The organism is Streptomyces mangrovi, assembly GCF_900114215.1.
In the GTDB taxonomy this organism is placed as follows: domain Bacteria; phylum Actinomycetota; class Actinomycetes; order Streptomycetales; family Streptomycetaceae; genus Streptomyces; species Streptomyces barkulensis.
Genome location: NZ_FOSG01000004.1, coordinates 105,455 through 121,439 on the forward strand (window position 1 = coordinate 105,455; position 15,985 = coordinate 121,439).

16 protein-coding genes are annotated in these 15,985 nt (G+C 74.9%); 7 read left to right on the forward strand and 9 right to left on the reverse strand.

What is annotated here, in order from left to right:
- Positions 1-13: 13 nt before the first annotated feature.
- Complete coding sequence (locus BM237_RS07010) at positions 14-496, reverse strand: Lrp/AsnC family transcriptional regulator (RefSeq protein WP_093848655.1); 483 nt, start codon at positions 494-496, stop codon at positions 14-16.
- 59 nt (positions 497-555) lie between these two features.
- Here BM237_RS07010 and BM237_RS07015 point away from each other — a divergent pair, with 59 nt between their 5' ends.
- Positions 556-1,827, forward strand: a complete 1,272-nt coding sequence (locus tag BM237_RS07015; RefSeq protein WP_245793459.1) for a trans-sulfuration enzyme family protein — start codon at positions 556-558, stop codon at positions 1,825-1,827.
- On the opposite strand, the gene BM237_RS07020 is transcribed toward BM237_RS07015, so the two are convergent.
- From BM237_RS07020 to BM237_RS07030, 3 genes are all read right to left on the reverse strand, one after another.
- Positions 1,775-3,232, reverse strand: a complete 1,458-nt coding sequence (locus BM237_RS07020; protein ID WP_107415207.1) for a GNAT family N-acetyltransferase — start codon at positions 3,230-3,232, stop codon at positions 1,775-1,777. The two genes, BM237_RS07015 and BM237_RS07020, sit on opposite strands and share 53 nt — an antisense overlap.
- 133 nt (positions 3,233-3,365) lie before the next feature.
- Entirely contained in the window at positions 3,366-3,932 is a 567-nt protein-coding gene (locus BM237_RS07025) for a DUF1990 domain-containing protein (protein ID WP_093848656.1), read from the reverse strand.
- Positions 3,933-3,988: 56 nt separating this feature from the next.
- Positions 3,989-5,578: an alkaline phosphatase D family protein gene (locus BM237_RS07030; protein WP_093848657.1), complete on the reverse strand. Its 1,590-nt coding sequence runs from the start codon at positions 5,576-5,578 to the stop codon at positions 3,989-3,991.
- Positions 5,579-5,942: 364 nt separating this feature from the next.
- On the opposite strand from BM237_RS07030, the gene BM237_RS07035 reads away from it, so the two are divergent.
- The 4 genes from BM237_RS07035 to BM237_RS07050 all read left to right on the forward strand — a co-directional run bounded on the left by BM237_RS07035 (position 5,943) and on the right by BM237_RS07050 (position 8,209).
- Positions 5,943-6,377 (forward strand): roadblock/LC7 domain-containing protein, encoded by a 435-nt coding sequence (locus BM237_RS07035; RefSeq protein ID WP_093848658.1) that lies wholly within the window; start codon positions 5,943-5,945, stop codon positions 6,375-6,377.
- The gene (locus BM237_RS07040) at positions 6,374-7,228 is read left to right on the forward strand and encodes a hypothetical protein (protein WP_093848659.1); all 855 of its coding nucleotides are present in this window, start codon (positions 6,374-6,376) and stop codon (positions 7,226-7,228) included. Before BM237_RS07035 ends, BM237_RS07040 begins: the two co-directional genes overlap by 4 nt.
- Before the next feature lie 37 nt (positions 7,229-7,265).
- Positions 7,266-7,700 carry a roadblock/LC7 domain-containing protein gene (locus tag BM237_RS07045; protein WP_245793460.1) on the forward strand — a complete coding sequence of 145 codons (435 nt, stop codon included), beginning with the start codon at positions 7,266-7,268 and terminating at the stop codon, positions 7,698-7,700.
- Positions 7,701-7,834: 134 nt separating this feature from the next.
- Positions 7,835-8,209, forward strand: a complete 375-nt coding sequence (locus tag BM237_RS07050; RefSeq protein ID WP_093848661.1) for a hypothetical protein — start codon at positions 7,835-7,837, stop codon at positions 8,207-8,209.
- A 24-nt stretch (positions 8,210-8,233) separates the two neighbouring features.
- Here the strand turns inward: BM237_RS07050 and pdxR are convergent, their stop codons facing one another.
- Entirely contained in the window at positions 8,234-9,787 is a 1,554-nt protein-coding gene (gene pdxR / locus BM237_RS07055; protein ID WP_093848662.1) for a MocR-like pyridoxine biosynthesis transcription factor PdxR, read from the reverse strand.
- A gap of 47 nt (positions 9,788-9,834) precedes the next feature.
- Here pdxR and BM237_RS07060 point away from each other — a divergent pair, with 47 nt between their 5' ends.
- Positions 9,835-10,818: a DMT family transporter gene (locus BM237_RS07060; protein WP_093848663.1), complete on the forward strand. Its 984-nt coding sequence runs from the start codon at positions 9,835-9,837 to the stop codon at positions 10,816-10,818.
- A gap of 64 nt (positions 10,819-10,882) precedes the next feature.
- Here BM237_RS07060 and BM237_RS07065 read toward each other — a convergent pair whose 3' ends face one another.
- Positions 10,883-11,632 carry an SDR family oxidoreductase gene (locus tag BM237_RS07065; protein ID WP_093848664.1) on the reverse strand — a complete coding sequence of 250 codons (750 nt, stop codon included), beginning with the start codon at positions 11,630-11,632 and terminating at the stop codon, positions 10,883-10,885.
- Between the two features lie 211 nt (positions 11,633-11,843).
- Between BM237_RS07065 and BM237_RS07070 the strand changes: the two genes are divergently transcribed.
- Positions 11,844-12,587: a GntR family transcriptional regulator gene (locus tag BM237_RS07070; protein WP_093848665.1), complete on the forward strand. Its 744-nt coding sequence runs from the start codon at positions 11,844-11,846 to the stop codon at positions 12,585-12,587.
- A 33-nt stretch (positions 12,588-12,620) separates the two neighbouring features.
- On the opposite strand, the gene BM237_RS07075 is transcribed toward BM237_RS07070, so the two are convergent.
- From BM237_RS07075 to purB, 3 genes are all read right to left on the reverse strand, one after another.
- Entirely contained in the window at positions 12,621-13,775 is a 1,155-nt protein-coding gene (locus BM237_RS07075) for an ROK family transcriptional regulator (protein WP_093848666.1), read from the reverse strand.
- Positions 13,776-13,882: 107 nt separating this feature from the next.
- The gene (mug, locus tag BM237_RS07080) at positions 13,883-14,470 is read right to left on the reverse strand and encodes a G/U mismatch-specific DNA glycosylase (RefSeq protein ID WP_425443659.1); all 588 of its coding nucleotides are present in this window, start codon (positions 14,468-14,470) and stop codon (positions 13,883-13,885) included.
- 82 nt (positions 14,471-14,552) lie between these two features.
- Positions 14,553-15,983, reverse strand: coding sequence for an adenylosuccinate lyase (purB, locus tag BM237_RS07085; RefSeq protein WP_093848667.1), 1,431 nt, complete (start codon positions 15,981-15,983; stop codon positions 14,553-14,555).
- Positions 15,984-15,985: the final 2 nt, after the last annotated feature.

Here is a 15,985-nt window from a genome sequence, read left to right on the forward strand (position 1 = left end):
GGGGCGCCGCGGGTCAGCCCGGTCGTTCGGCGGGCAGCAGCGGGCCGCACGTCCACTGCTGGAAGATCAGCCGCGTCTCGACCCGGGCGACCTCCCGGTGCGAGGTGAACTCGTCCAGCACCAGCCGCTGCAGATCGGCGGTCCCGGCGACCGCGACATGGACGAGGTAGTCGTCGGGGCCGGTCAGGTGGAACAGCGCCCGCGACTCCGGCAGCGCTCGGACGCGCTCCACGAACGGACCGATCAGCTCCCTTCTGTGGGGCCGGACCTGTACCGAAAGAAAGGCCTCCAGCGGCCTTCCGAGTTTGGCCGGATCCAGTCGTAGCGCATGGCCGAGGATCACCCCGCCGCGACGCAGTCGCGCCACTCGGTCCAGACAGGTCGAGGGGGCCACGCCGACGGCGGCGGCGAGATCGCGGTAGGTGGTCCGGGCGTCGTTCTGCAGAAGGCGCAGAATCTCCAGATCGACCGGATCGAGAACGACTGAATCGGACATTCGCCGAACATAGCACGGAGCATTTCCGCTACACACCGGTAGTTGTTCAGCATCGCGGCATGACTCACCAGGACAGCATGGACACGACGCCGCCGGCCGCCACCCGAACGCTGGCCACCGAGGCCGTGCACGCCGGACGCGAGGACCTCGCCGCTCTCGGCCTGCACGCCGCCCCCCTGGACCTGTCCACCACCTACCCCTCCCACGACAGCCGGGCCGAGGCGGCCCGGCTGGACGAGTTCGCCGCCACCGGCGCCCAGCTGCAGGGCCCGCCGGTCTACGCCCGGCTCGACAACCCCACCGTGGCACGCTTCGAGACGGCCCTGGCCCGGCTGGAGGGCGCCGAGGCGGGCGTGGCCTTCGCCAGCGGCATGGCGGCCCTGACCGCCGTGCTCCTGGTGCGCGCCGCCCAGGGGCTGCGGCACGTCGTCGCGGTCCGGCCGCTGTACGGCTGCAGCGATCACCTGCTCGGCAGCGGGCTGCTGGGCACCGAGGTGACCTGGACCGACCCGGCGGGCATCGCCGACGCCATACGCCCCGACACCGGCCTGGTGATGGTGGAGACACCGGCCAATCCCACTCTGGCCGAAATCGACCTGAAGGCCGTGGCGCACTCCTGCGGTTCCGTGCCGCTGCTGGTCGACAACACCTTCGCCACCCCCGTGCTGCAGCGGCCGGTCGAGCACGGCGCCCGCATCGTGCTGCACAGCGCCACCAAGTACCTGGGCGGCCACGGAGACGTCCTCGGCGGCGTCGTCGCCTGCGACGAGGAGACGGCCCGCGAGCTGCGGAAGGTGCGCTTCGCCACCGGCGGCGTACTCCACCCGCTCGCCGGCTACCTGCTGCTGCGCGGCCTGTCCACGCTGCCGGTGCGGGTGCGGGCGCAGTCGGCCACGGCCGCGGAACTGGCCCGGCGCCTGGCCGGCGACCCGCGGATCACCCGGGTGTACTACCCGAGGCTGGGCGGCGCCATGGTCTCCTTCGAGGTCGAGGGGGAGCCGCACGAGGTGATCGCGGGGGTGCGGCTGATCACCCCGGCGGTCAGCCTCGGCAGCGTGGACACCCTCATCCAGCACCCCGGGTCCATCAGCCACCGCATCGTCTGCGAGGACGACCGCCGCACCGGCGGGATCGGCGAGAGGCTGCTGCGGATGTCGGTCGGCCTGGAGGACGTCGAGGACCTGTGGAACGACCTCGACGCGGCGCTCGGCTCCGCCCGGGGAGCCGGGAGCGGGGCCGAGCGCCGCGCCGGGAGCGCCGAAGAGGATGCCGCGAGTGTCAGCGCGGTCCCGTCTCGGCGGCTGCCGGAACCGGGACGAGCCGGGCGGTGATCACCAGGGTGCCCTCCTCGACCTGGTAGTCCAGCGGCAGCCCCAGGCCGCGCATGGCCGCCACCATGCCGGTGTTGTGCGACTGCGTCACGGCGTAGACGCTCTCGCACCGCGCCTCGGTGGCCATCGCCACCAGACGGCGCAGCAGTTCGGCACCGATGCCGCGGCGCTGCCAGACGTCCTCGACGAGGAGGGCCACCTCCGTCTCGTCGCCGTCCCACATCAGATGGCCGAGCGCCACCAGCTTCCCCGACGCGGTCTCGGCCGCCAGTGTGCGGCCGAAGCGCGGGCTGAGCAGGTGGTTCAGATAGCGGTCGGCGTCCCTGACCGGGCCGTGGTAGCGCGCGGCCAGGGTGCGCGCCGAGCAGCGCCGGTGCATCGCGCGCGCGGCCTCCAGGTCGCAGGTGTCCGCCCGCCGCACGGTGATCTCGTTACCCTCCGGGAGCGTGAGCGTCTCGCGGCGGCGCGGCATCCGGCCCGCCGGCTCCGCCCCGGGGCCGGACCCGGCGGCTCCGGCCGGGCGGGGGTCCGGCTGGGCGTCCAGCCGGGTGTCCAGCTCGACCAGGGCGCGGGCCCGGGCGAACTCGGTCGGGGTGAAGGGCAGGTGAGGGCGCTCCACGACGATCGTCCCGCCGTGCGGATCGCGCATCCGGATCACCGTCCCCTCCAGCACGCCGTCCTCGGGGACCTCGTCGCCGCACGGCTCTCCGTGCGGCTGCCCGCCCGTCGCCCGGGAGGGCACCGAGCGGATCGTGCAGCGGCCGAGCAACTGGCGCAGCGCGAGCGGGAGTTCGGCGCTGTCCAGCGCGGTACGGGTGGCCAGGCCCAGCACCCGGGTCGGGGTGTCCACCAGATCGTGGGCGTCGGCCCGCTCCAGCCAGGTGTCCCGCCCGCCCGCCGCGGCCGCCGCCCGGCCCAGCTCGGCGGCCTCCAGCGCGCGGGGCGCCCGCAGCAGGAACTCGTCCACCGTCATCTCGCCCAGCGGGTGCGTCTGGAGGCCGATGACGTCCACCCGCAGCTCCGCCAGGGCGGTGCACAGCGCGGCGAGCGATCCGGGCTCCTCCCGCACGGTGGTGCGCAGCCGCCACAGCACCGGCGGCTCCTGCGCGGAGCCCGCGTCGGCCGGACCGCCGCCGGGATCGGGCGGCGGATGGTGGCGGCGCCGCGCCCACCAGATGTGGATCCCCGCCGTGGCCAGCAGGGCGGCGGCCGACAGCACCAGCAGCACGGGCCCGTCGGGTCCGTGCGCCACCGTCTTGGCGATGCTGTCGGCCACGGCCACGGCCGTGAACAGCGCCGCCAGCTCGACCAGGTCGTGCCGCCAGTGGTGCGGGCCGCGGGCCTTGCGGCGGGTGGCGCGGCGAGTGGTGCGGCGGTCTGCGCGGTGTGCGGAGGATTCGGTCATGCGGCCACTCTCACCGACGGGTGTTGCGTGATCACGAACGGGTTGTGACCGATGGGTTAAGGGCCTTCTGGGAACCATGCCCTTTTTGCCGGACGCCTCCCCGCCGGGCGCCGCGTCATGCGCGGGGGCTGCGTCATGCGCGGGAGGCGGGGGAGGCGCGGGAGAGCCGTCGCAGCACCGCCGCGCACCGCCGGGCGTACAGCCGCTGGAACAGCGGGACGAGCGGCCCGGCGGCCCGCGCCCACCACACCTCGGGACGGCTGAAGGCACGCACCTCCAGCCAGACGGCCCCCTCGTCGTCCAGCTCCACGACGAACGCCTCCTCACCGCGCTCCGGATGCCCCGGCAGTGTCCCGTAGCCGAAGCCCGCCCGCCGCTCGCCGTCCGCCGCCCACACCACCCGGCACGGCGCGTGGATCCGCAGCCGTCCGGCGCCCAGGCCCACCACCACACGCACCCCGGGCTCGGCGCGCGGGGAGCCGGTGGCCATCTCCACGCCCATGGCCCGGTGCATCCGCCAGGTCAGCACGGCCCGCCCGGCGGCCCGGAAGACCTCCCGGCCCGTGCCGAGGCGGGTGCGCACCCGCAGCAGCCCGAAGCCCGGCGGCCGGCCGGGCATGCCGTCCTCGCGGGTGGCGCCCGCCCCGGTGTACGTCAGGCCGGCCGCGGAATCGCCGGTGCGGTCGTCGTTCGCGTCCATGGGCGCAGCGTATTGCGCCGTATCGCGCCGCGCCGCGCCCGTGGACGCCCCGCCGCCTACTGCCCGACGCGGCCGGGGTGCAGCACCTTGGTGAACAGCACCGCGCCGCCCTCCTCGCGCAGCCGCACCGTCAGCTCGCCGCTGTCGCCGTCGATGTCCACCTGGCCGTAGAACTGGTAACCCTCGCCCGGGGAGACGTTGCCGCGCTCCGGCGCCTTGACGAAGACCCGCTCGGGGCCGAACGTGCCGTCCAGCGCGCTCGCCGGGAAGGCCCCGGCGTTCAGCGGCCCGGTGACGAACTCCCAGAACGGCGCGAAGTCCTTGAACGCCGCCCGAACCGGGTCGTAGTGCTGGGCCGAGGTGTGGTGCACATCCGCGGTCAGCCACACCGTGCCGGTGATCCGCCGGTCGCGGACGAACCGCAGCAGCTCGGAGATCTGCAGCTCGCGCCCCAGCGGCGCGCCCGGATGGCCCTGTGCCACCGCCTCGGCGTGTTCGCCGTCGGAGACGACCAGCCCCAGCGGCATGTCCGAGGCGATCACCTTCCACACCGCGCGCGAGCGCGCCAGCTCCCGCTTGAGCCAGGCCAACTGCTCCGCGCCCAGCACACCCTGTGGATCGGAGGCCTCAAGGCCGGGGGAGTTGGCGTTCCGGTAGGTGCGCATGTCCAGCACGAAGACGTCCAGCAGCGGGCCGTGGCGCACCACCCGGTAGACCCGCCCGTCGCGGTCGCGCCGCGGGGAGGAGAGGGGGAAGTACTCGCCGAACGCCCGCCGGGCCCGGGCCGCCAGCACGTCCACGCGCCGCTCGGTGTAGCGGGCGTCGGCGAGGATCTCGCCGGGATACCAGTTGTTGACCACCTCGTGGTCGTCCCACTGCACGATGGAGGGCACCTGCGCGTTGAAGCGCCGCAGCGACTCGGCCATGAGGTTGTAGCGGAAGTTGCCCCGGTACTCGTCGAGGGTCTCGGCGACCTTCGACTTCTCCTCGGTGACCACGTTGCGCCAGGTGCCGCCGCCGGGCAGCGCCACGGTCTCGGTCAGCGGGCCGTCGGCGTAGACGGTGTCGCCGCTGAAGAGGAAGAAGTCCGGGTCCAGCCGGGCCATCTCGTCGAAGACCGGATAGCCGCCGCGGTCGGGGTTGATACCCCAGCCCTGCCCGGCGAGGTCGCCCGACCACACGAAGCGCACCCCGTCCCGGCGCCGCGCCGGGGCGGTGCGGAAGGTGCCGTACACCGGCTCGCCGGTGCGCCGGGGGTCGTCGGGGTCGGCCAGCACCACCCGGTAGTGGATCTGCCGGCCCGGCGGCAGTCCGTGCAGCGCCGTCGTACCGGTGAAGTCCGTGTCCGGCCCGAGGAGGGGGCCGTACCGGCGGCGCGGGTTGCGGAAGGACTCCGTGGCGGAGGTCTCCACCAGCATCCGGGCCGGTCGGTCCGAGCGCACCCACACCAGGCCGGACGTGGCCGTCACATCCCCGGTCTGCACTCCCCAGCCGGCCCTCGGCCGTCCCGACAGCGCCAGCGCGGGCGCGGCGGCCGGCACCAGCGCGGCGGTGGGCAGGGACAGCGCCGCCGAGGCGGCCAGCGTGCCGCGCAGAACCGAGCGCCGAGCGGGCGCGGCGCGCTCCGGTGAGTCCTGGTGTGCCATGCGCGAACAACCTCCTGAGCATCGGGCCGAGCGGGTCGTACGGCCGGTCATGGTGGCCGCGCGAGGCGAACGCGGGGGAACCGCGCCGCTGCGTGCGGGCCCGTTCCGGGTGAACGCGGCGGTGCCCGCCGCACCAGAGCCTCCGCGCCGGGACGGACGCCGGGCAGACGCCGGGCAGGCGCTGGGCAAGGCGGGCGGAGAACGACGTGAAAATGACAAGTTCACTTGCCACTCGAACAGTACGCCGCTTCCTCGGTCGAAATCGTTCAAATGTACCCGGAACGGGTGACACGATGCGTAACCTCGTCGTCACTTCCGCACCACCGGTGGTGCGTCCGCACGTCGAGCAGGAGGGGGGTCCTACGTGCCCGGAATCGACGAATGCCTGCTCGAAGCCATGACGCTGCCCGGTGCCCGTGGCGCCGCCGTGGTCGACTGGACCAGTGGACTCGCGCTCGGCGCGGTGGGCGAGCCGTCGTGCGGCGACCACGAGACGACCGCCGCCCGGACGGCCGAACTCGCCCGCACGGCCGCCGAGCACATCGCGTTCGCCGCACCCGGCGGCTCCGGACGCGGAAGCGACGGCGGGGAGTTCGCGGGAGAGCCGGAGACCGGCGGGGGAGAGCCGGTCGAGGACCTCATCGTCACCACCCGTGACGGCTACCACCTGCTGCGCTTCGTCGGGCAGGTCTTCGACGGCGGCCTCCTCGTCCACCTGTGGCTCGACCGGGACGACGGCAACCTCGCCCTCGCCCGCATCCGCCTGCGCCACCTGTCCGAACGACTGGTGCTCGGATGAGGGCCGCCCTCTCACCGATGCTCGTCCATCTCGCGGCGCGGCGGGCCACCGGGGCACTGCTGCGGGGCAGCGGGACGCTATACCTGCGAGACGGCGATGTCGTCCACGCGGAGAGCCCCGTCTCCCCGGGGCTGGACGTACTGCTCACCCTCGGCGGCAGACTCCCCGCCGAGGGCTGGCGGGAGGCCGTGGAGCGGGCCGGGGCCCGTCGGCAGGTCGCACGCTTCCTGGTCGACAACGGCCGGCTGACCCGGGGCGAGCTGGAGGTCTACCACCTGGGCGCGCTGTACGACGCGGCCTTCTTCGCCCTTGCCCCCGGCAGCGGACCGGCCCGGTTCCGCAGCGGCCTGTCCCACTGGCTGGGGCCCGTCCGGCCGGTTCCGGCAGAGGACCTGCAACGGGAGGTCCTGCGCCGCAGAAGGCTGCTGGAGGATCTGTGGCCGCACCCGGAGGTGGACGCCGCCCCGGTGGTCCGAAGCAGGCAGGCCGTTCTTCCCGCCCCGACCCGCAGGCAGCGCGCCCTTCTGGAACTGGCGGACGGGACGCGCACTCCTGCCGACATCGCGCGACGGCTCGGCCGCCCGGCCTTCCATGTGCTGATCGACGTACGGCGGCTGGCCGCCGCCGGGCACGTCCAGACCCCCGCGCCCGGACCGGCGTCCTCCTCCCGGCCCCCGGCGTTCCCGGACTCTCCGGACTCTCCGGACTCTCCGGATTCCGCGGACTCCCCGACGTCCGGAGCCGCCCCGCCCCCGTCCCCCGTGTCCGCCGCCCGGTTACCGGAGGTGTCCGCCGATCCGGACATCGCCCTGCTGCTCCGGATCCGCGATGCCCTGGAGGCGCGCCTGTGATGCACCCGACCGTCCCCGCCGGCTCCGGAGTCCTGCCGTGAGGCGCGCGCTGAAGCAGCTCGCCGGAGTGCGGCAGCCCGCCGCGGCCGACCCGGAAGTGCTGCGGGAGCTGCGCATGCTGCGCTCCCGCGTCCCTCATCTGACCGGCGCCCTCGCGGTCGGCGCCGGGGGCGTCCTGCTCGCGGAGGACGCCCCCGGCACGCGGACCGGAGCCCTGGCGGCGCTCACCGCCACCGCCCTCGCCGACGCGCTGCGGCTGGCGGAGACCGCCGACCGGGGCCGCCTCCGCGAACTGCTGGTGCGAGGGGAGAGGGGCTACGTCGCGGCCTACGCGGCGGGCCCCGCCACCTTCCTGGCCGTCCTGGCGGAGCCACGCGCCAACGTGGGCCGCGTCCATCTGGAGGCCCGCCGGACCGGAGCCCGCATCGCCCGCCTGGCCGCGGGCACGAACGAACGGCCACAGGAGGGCTGAGCCGAGCCGGACCACCGGCACCGCCCGGCCTCCCCGGGGCCACACCGCGGGCGAGTCCGCCCACGAGAAGCCGATATGTGAAAAAGAGACCGGAACGTGCACCGCGGTGCACACGGAAAGGAAGTGCGACAGCCATGGCCAACGTCGAAACCTCACTCAAGGAAGCGATGACCGCCATCGAGGGCTCCCTCGGGGCCGCCCTCGTCGACTACACCAGCGGCATGGCGCTCGGCACCGTCGGAGGAGGCAAGGAGCTCGACCTGAACGTCGCCGCGGCCGGCAACACCGACGTGGTCCGCGCCAAGGTGCGCACCATGGAGATGCTGGGCCTGAAGGACGAGATCGAGGACATCCTGATCACCCTCGGCGGGCAGTACCACCTGATCCGGCTGCTGAGGGGGCGCGGCAGCGACGGCCTCTTCCTCTACCTGGCCCTGGACAAGGCGCGGGCGAACCTCGCCATGGCCCGGCACCAGCTGCGCAGGATCGAGGCGGAGCTGGAGATCTGACGCGGCGGACCCTACCCGCTCCTGTCACGGGTGCCGGGCCGCCTCGGCCAGCAGCCGTACGCCGTGCGCGATCCGGTTCGGCGTCAGATGGGCGTAGCCCAGCACCAGCCGTACGCGCCCGCCGTGCTCACCGTTCCCACGGTCCTCGCCGTCGCTTTGCGGCGGCGAGGACGGAGGCGAGGGGTGCGGCGGTGTGTAGTCGGACAGCGGCCGCACCGCCACCCCCACCCGGGCCGCACGGGCCAGGAGTCGCTCCTGCGGGCCGCACCGGGGCGGCAGCGAGGCGATGACGTGGAGCCCCGCGGCGATCCCCGTCACCTCCGTGCCCCCGATGTGCTGCGCCAGCGCCCGCAGCAGTGCGTCGCGCCGCTGCCGGTAGGCGCGTCCGCAGCGCCGCAACTGCCGGTCGTACTCGCCGCGGGCGATGAAGTCGGCCAGCAGCGCCTGGTCCAGTACCGGATGGCCCAGATCCATGGTCCGTTTGCGTCCCACGATCTCCCCGGCCAGATCGTCCGGCGCCACCAGCCAGCCCAGCCGGAGCCCCGGCGCCAGGGACTTGCTGACCGACCCGGTGTAGGCGACCCGCCGGGGGTCGAGCCCCTGGAGGGCGCCGACGGGCGCCCGGTCGTAGCGGAAGTCGCCGTCGTAGTCATCCTCGACCAGCAGGCCGTCCGCGTCGCGGGCCCAGGCCAGCAGCGCCGAGCGGCGCGCGGCGGAGTAGGCGATGCCGGACGGGAACTGGTGGGAGGGGGTGAGCACCGCGGCCCGTGCCCCCGAAGCCGCCAGATCCCCGGGGAGCAGGCCCTCCGAGTCCAGGCCGACCGGCACGGTGCGCAGCCCGGCCGCCGCGAACAGCGCCGCGTGTTCGAAGCTCCCCGGGGACTCCACCGCCACCGTCCGGCTCCCGCGCCCGTCCAGGGTGAGGGCCAGCAGCGTCATCGCCTGCGCCACACCCGAGCAGATCACCACCCGCCCGGGTGTGGCGGCCACCCCGCGCCGCCGCGTCAGCAGGGCGGCCACCGCCGAGCGCAGTTCGGGCAGCCCGCGCGGATCGGGGTAGCCGAGGGCATGGTGCGGCAGGCCGGCCAGCGCCCTGCGGTGGGCGGCCGCCCAGGCCGTGCGAGGGAACAGCGCCGGGTCGGGGGAACCGGGCCGGAAGTCCACGGCGGGCGCGGCCGTACGCTCCCCGTCGGGCGGGGCGCCCACCGGCGCGCCGCGCGCGGTGTCGCCGACCCAGGTGCCCGAGCCCCGGCTGCTGGTGAGATAGCCCTCGGCGGTCAGCTGCTCGTACGCCTCCGTGACCAGCCCCCTGGAGACCCCCAGATCGGCGGCGAGTTCGCGGCTGGAGGGCAGCCGGGCACCGGGCTCCAGCCGGCCCGAGCGCACCGCCTCGCGCAGGCCGGCCTGGAGGACGCGGCCGCGCTGCCGGGGCGGGGCCGCGCAGACGGGCAGCAGCAGCCCCCACGCCGCGCTCCCGCCAGGCCCGGCGCCCGGCTGCGTGCCCGGCGCTCCCCCGTCCCCGCCGCCCCCCGCGCACCCGCCCGCGCTTTCGCCGGAAGTGGTCCCCGTAACCGCCATGGAAGTGGACCTTAAACCGGTCCGCGCTCCTTCCTAACGTCGGCCCCATGATCTCCTCCTTTGGCCCCTCCCGGGCCGAGCACCGCCGCGGCGCCCTGCTCGCCGCCGTCGCCTGCTGCCTGGTCGGCGCCTCCTTCACCGCCAACAGCGTGCTCGGTGACTACCCCCACGCCGGCGGCCAGGCCCTGCGCTACGGCCTGGCGTGCCTGCTGCTCCTGCCGTTGCTCGGGCGCGGGGCGCTCGCGCCCCTGCGTCTGCTGACCGCGCGTCAGTGGGCACGCCTCGCCCTGCTCGCCGCGGTGGGCATGGTCGGCTTCAACCTCGCCGTACTGGCCGCCGAGCGGACCGCCGAACCCGCGGTGCCCGGCGTACTGGTCGGCTGCGCGCCGGTCGTCGTGGCCGTGGTCGTCCCCGCCCTGGACGGCCGCCGGCCCGCGCGTGCGGTGGTGTACGGGGCGCTGCTGGTGGCGGCCGGGGCCATGGCCGTGCAGGGCTGGGGACGCACCGACGCCGCCGGACTGCTGTGGTCGGCCGCCGCGCTGGCGGGCGAGGTGGGGTTCGCGGTGATCGCCGTCCCCCTGGTGCGCCCGCTGGGCGCCCGTCTGCTGTCCACGGCTGCCTGCGCCCTGGCGGCGGTGGAGGCCGCGCTGCTCGGCGCGGTGCTCGACGGCCGGGCCTGGCTGCGGATGCCGGACCCGGCCGAGGCGGCGGCACTGCTGTGGCAGGCGGTCGTCGTCACGGTGATCGGTTTCGTCTGCTGGTACGCCGCCGTCCACCGCATCGGCGCGGAGCGGGCCACGCTTCTCTCCGGACTCATCCCGGTCTGCGCGGCGCTGACCGCCCCGCTGGTGGCCACCGGATCCTACGGCTGGGCGCAGGCGGGCGGCAGCCTGCTGGTCGGGGCGGGCGTGGTGCTGGGCGTCCGCGCCCGGCACCGCCGCCCGGCCGCGTCCGGGGCGCAGGAGACGACGGGGGCACCGGGCGGCGTGCCCGCGCCGGAGCGGGCCGCCGCCCGGCGTCCCGCCGGTTGACCCGCGCCCCGGCACCTGACCACCCCTCACCGGTACGGGCTCCGCGGGGCCCGTACCGGCGCGTCTACAGCCCGCCGCTCACCCGCAGCACGGCCCCGGTCGTGTAGGACGCCTCGGGGGACATCAGCCAGGCGACCGCGCCCGCCACCTCCTCCGGCTCCCCGGGGCGGCCCATCGGGATCACCTCGGCCTTGCGCCAGGGCCGCTGCGGATCGCCCATCGTGGCGTGCATGTCGGTGAGGATCGCCCCGGGCTGTACGGAGTTCACCCGCACACCGTCGGGCCCCAACTCCTTGGAGAGCCCGACCGTCATGGCGTCCAGCGCCGCCTTGGCCGCGGCGTAGTGGACGTACTCGCCGGGGCCGCCGAGCGTGGCCGCGCACGAGGAGACGGTGACGATCGAGCCGCCAGGGCCGCCGTGCCGCGTGGACATCGCCAGGGCCGCGCGCCGGGCGCACAGCAGCGTGCCCATGACGTTGACGTCCACCACCCGGCGCATCACCTCGGTGGAGGTCTCGGTGAACCGGCCCAGCGGGCCGGTGATCCCGGCGTTCAGGACCGCGCCCGTGACCGCGCCCAGTTCCCGGGCCGCCTCCTCGAAGAGGGCGTCGACCTCGCTCCCCACACTGGTGTCCAGCCGCACGGTGACCGCCTCGGTGCCCTCGGCGCGTACCGCCCGCGCCGTCTCCTCGGCCGCCTCGCGGGAGTGCTGGTAGCCGACCGCGACGCGGTGTCCGGCCCGTGCCAGCCGCCGGGCGACAGCCGCCCCGATACCCCGGCTGCCGCCGGTGACGACCGTTACCCGCTGCTCCATGCCCGCCCTCGCCCTCGTGTCGCCCTGTTGTGGTCCTCTTGCCGCTCGCGCAGCCGCCTTCCGGCGGCCCGCCCTGCCGCTTCGGCACGCTAGCGGGCCGGATTGGTCTTGACCAAATGGGTCGCCGCTCCCTAAGGTCGGCATACGCAACAACCTTTAAAAAAGAAGCGCGCATAAATTCCGGCGGGACACGGCGACTGCGGAGGCAAGGGTGGGGACCACGCGACTGGAGACGGTGCCGGAACCGAAGTACCGGCACCTCAAGACCGTGCTGTCGGAGGCGCTCGACTCGGAGTTCACGGTGGGGGAGATCCTGCCGAACGAGCGGGACCTGGCCGCACGTTTCGGTGTCGCCCGTGCCACGCTCCGTCAGGCCCTGGAGCAGCTGGAGCTGGAAGGACGCCTTCAGCGCCGCCGCGGGGTGGGCACCACCGTCGCCCCGCCGCGCGTCGGCGTCGACGTGAACCCCGCCCGGCACAGCTGGCCGGGCGCCCCCGGTGACGCCTGGCAGGCCGAGGACTGCCAGGAGACCGTACCGCCCGCCGCGGTGGCCAGGACCCTCGGAACGGACACCGGCCGGCCGGTGTACGCCGTCCAGCGCGTTCGCATGACCCACGGTCAGGCGGTCGCCACCGAGACGCTGTACGTACCGGCCGCATCGGTACCCGGCATGTCCGGCATCGAGACCGAGGCGGGAGCCGCCCGCGGCCGTGCCGTCCTCCGCGAACTGAACCGCCTCGAACTGGGCGGCCAGGAACGGGCCGTGGAGCTCGGCTCCGCCCGGGCGGAGGACGCCAGACGGCTCGACCGGCTGCCCGGCGCGCCCGTCCTCGTCGTCACCACCCGCTACCTCGCCGCGGGCGGCACCGCCGCGGTCGCGCTCTCCACCTACCGGGCCGACACCTGCCGTCTCACCTTCGGCGACTCCGCCGGGGTCCCGCTGCTGGCGGGCTGAACCGCACGCCGCGCGCCCGCCGGCGACGGGACGTCAGCGGGCGACGGCGCCCTCCACGGTGAACAGTTCCTCCTCGACGTGGTCGAGCGCCAGCCGCAGCGCGCCGGTCGCGATGGCCTCCTCGCCCAGCAGGGACAGCGCGACCCGCGGCGGCCGCAGGCAGTAGCGCTCCAGCTCGCGGCGGAGCGGGTCCAGCACCCCGTCCAGTCCGGTGGCCCAGCCGCCGACGACCACCAGTTCCGGGTCCAGGGCCAGCACCAGCGCGGCCACATCGTGGACCAGGCGCCGTATGAACCGCTCGACGGCCTGCCGCGCCCGCTCCTCCCCCTCGCGCGCCAGCGCGAAGACCCGCGCCACCGCCGCCTCGTCCAGCGGATGCAGCGGCTCGCCGGTCGTGGACAGCAGGTGCTCGGGGGTGGCCTCCCGCCCCAGCAGGTGCAGTGCGCCGATCTCCCCGGCCGCGCCGCCGAATCCGCGGTGCAGCCGCCCGCCGATCAGCGAGCCGGCGCCCGGACTCAGCCCGGCCAGGACGAACACCATGTCGTCGACCCCGGCGGCCGCGCCCTTCCAGTGCTCGGCCAGCGCGGCGGCGTTGGCGTCGTTCTCCACCAGCACCGGGCAGCGGAACGACCGCCGCAGCCGCTCGCCCAGCGGCAGACCGGTCCAGCCCGGCAGCGCCGTGCACAGCCGCACCATGCCGTCGGCCTCCACGATCCCCGGGCTGCCCACCCCCACCGCGCGCAGGGTGCTGCGCGGCACCTCGCAGGTGCGCAGCAGCTCCGCCACCACCGCGCGCGCCCGCTCCAGCCGCTCGTCGGCCGTCGCCTGTTCGGAGACCGCGCGCCCGGCCGTGCCCAGCCGCCGCCCGCACAGGTCGGAGAGGACGGCGGCCACCCGGTGCGGGCCGATCTCGATCCCGAGCAGATGACCGGCCTCGGCCCGGAAGCGGTAGCGGCGCGCGGGCCGCCCCTGCCGCCGGACGTCACCGGTCCCGACGGCGGCCTCGGCCGCCAGCCCGGCCTCCACCAGTTGCTCCACCACGCCCTCCACCGTCGGCCGGGACAACTCCGCGGCCTGGGCCAGATCGGACAGCGTCGGTGGGCCGTCGGCGGCGCGCAGCGCGCGCAGGACGACGGCGGAGTTGATCCTGCGCAGCAGGGAGGGGTCCCTGCCGGTGAGCCGTCCCAACGTCCGCCTCCTGGGAAGTGCGCATGTGTGGCCGGATCGTATCCGATGAGCGCATGGTGGGCGAGAGCCGGGCGGGATGCCCCGGGGGAGGCGGGCCGACTGCCGCGTCAGGGCGGGCCGTCGAGCGCGGCGGCCCGCAGCCGGCCGTACTCCTCGGCCATCGTCTCCAGTGTCCAGTGGGCGTTGAGCCCGCTGGGGTTGGGCAGGACCCACACCCGGGTGTCGCCGATCGCCGCCTCCTGGGGGCCCGTCCGGGCCTTCCGGTCCCCGAAGGCGGCCCGGTAGGCGGTCACACCGACCACCGCGAGCCACTCCGGGCGCAGCCGTGCCACCTTCTCGGCCAGCACCTGCCCGCCCGTGCGGTACTCCTCGGGCGTCAGCTCGTCGGCCCGGGCGGTGGGGCGCGGCGAGATGTTGGTGATGCCCAGGCCGTACGAGAGCAGCTCGTGCTGCTCCGAGGGCCTCAGCCGCCGGGGGGTGAAGCCGGAGGCGTGCAGCACCGGCCAGAAGCGGTTGCCCGGGTGGGCGAAGTGATGGCCCAGCCGGGCGGTCGTCAGCCCGGGGTTGATCCCGCAGAACAGCACGCGCAGCCCCTCGGCGACCACGTCCGGAACCGTGCGGGCACGCAGCGCCTCCAGCTCGTCTGCGGTCATCCCCGTGCCGGACGTCCTCCTGCCGGAGGTCTCCTCGGACATGGCTCTCCTGGACGTGGTTCTCCCTCGTGCTCCTTCCACCGGGCCTTCTGCCCGGGAGCGCCTCCGGCAGTCGGGGAGGCGTTCAGAGGATCGCGCCCGGAGCGTAGGAGGCGGCCTGCGGATGGCGCTTCGCGATCTCCTCGATCCGGGCCACCACCGAGGCGACCTGGTCGCCTGCCGCGCCGGTGAAGGAGAGCCGGTCGGCCAGCAGGGCGTCCAGCCGCTCCCGGTCCAGCGGGATGCGCTCGTCCGCGGCCAGCCGGTCCAGCAGCTCGTTGCGCTCGGCCCCCTCGCGCAGCGCCAGCGCCGAGGCCACCGCGTGCTCCTTGATGGCCTCGTGGGCCGTCTCCCGGCCGACCCCGGCCCGCACCGCGCCCATCAGCACCTTGGTGGTGGCCAGGAACGGCAGATAGCGGTCCAGCTCGCGGGCGACGACCGCGGGGAACGCGCCGAACTCGTCCAGGACCGTCAGGAAGGTCTCCAGCAGGCCGTCGAGGGCGAAGAAGGCGTCCGGCAGCGCGACACGGCGCACCACCGAGCAGGAGACGTCGCCCTCGTTCCACTGGTCGCCCGCGAGCTCGCCGACCATCGAGGCGTAGCCGCGCAGGATGACGGCGAAACCGTTGACACGCTCGCAGGAGCGGGTGTTCATCTTGTGCGGCATCGCCGAGGATCCGACCTGGCCCGGCTTGAAGCCCTCGGTCACCAGCTCGTGCCCGGCCATCAGCCGGATGGTCTTGGCCAGCGAGGAGGGTGCGGCGGCCAGCTGGACCAGCGCGGTCACCACCTCGTAGTCCAGCGAGCGCGGGTAGACCTGGCCGACGGAGGTGAGGGTGTGGCCGAAGCCGAGGTGGGCGGCGATCCGCTCCTCCAGCTCGGCCAGCCCGTCCCCGTCCCCGCCCAGCAGGTCCAGCATGTCCTGGGAGGTGCCCACCGGCCCCTTGACGCCGCGCAGCGGGTAGCGCGCCAGCAGCTCCTCCAGCCGCGCGTGGGCCACCAGCAGTTCGTCGGCGGCGGTCGCGAAGCGCTTGCCCAGGGTCGTGGCCTGTGCGGCGACGTTGTGCGAGCGTCCCGCCATCACCAGCTCGCAGTGCTCGGCCGCCAGCCGGCCCAGCCGCGCCAGCGCGGCCACCGCGCGGTCGCGCACCAGTTCCAGCGACAGCCGGACCTGGAGCTGCTCGACGTTCTCGGTCAGGTCCCGGGAGGTCATGCCCTTGTGCACGTGCTCGTGCCCGGCCAGCGCGTTGAACTCCTCGATCCGCGCCTTCACGTCGTGGCGCGTGACCTTCTCCCGCTCGGCGATCGAGGCGAGGTCGACGTCCCCGAGCACCCGCTCGTAGTCGGCCAGGGCCTGCTCCGGCACCTCGACGCCCAGGTCCTTCTGGGCCCGCAGCACGGCGAGCCACAGCCGCCGCTCCAGTACCACCTTGTGCTCGGGGGACCACAGTCGGGCCAGCTCCGCGGAGGCGTAGCGGCCTGCCAGGACGTTCGGGATGCGCGGCTTGTCAGTCACAC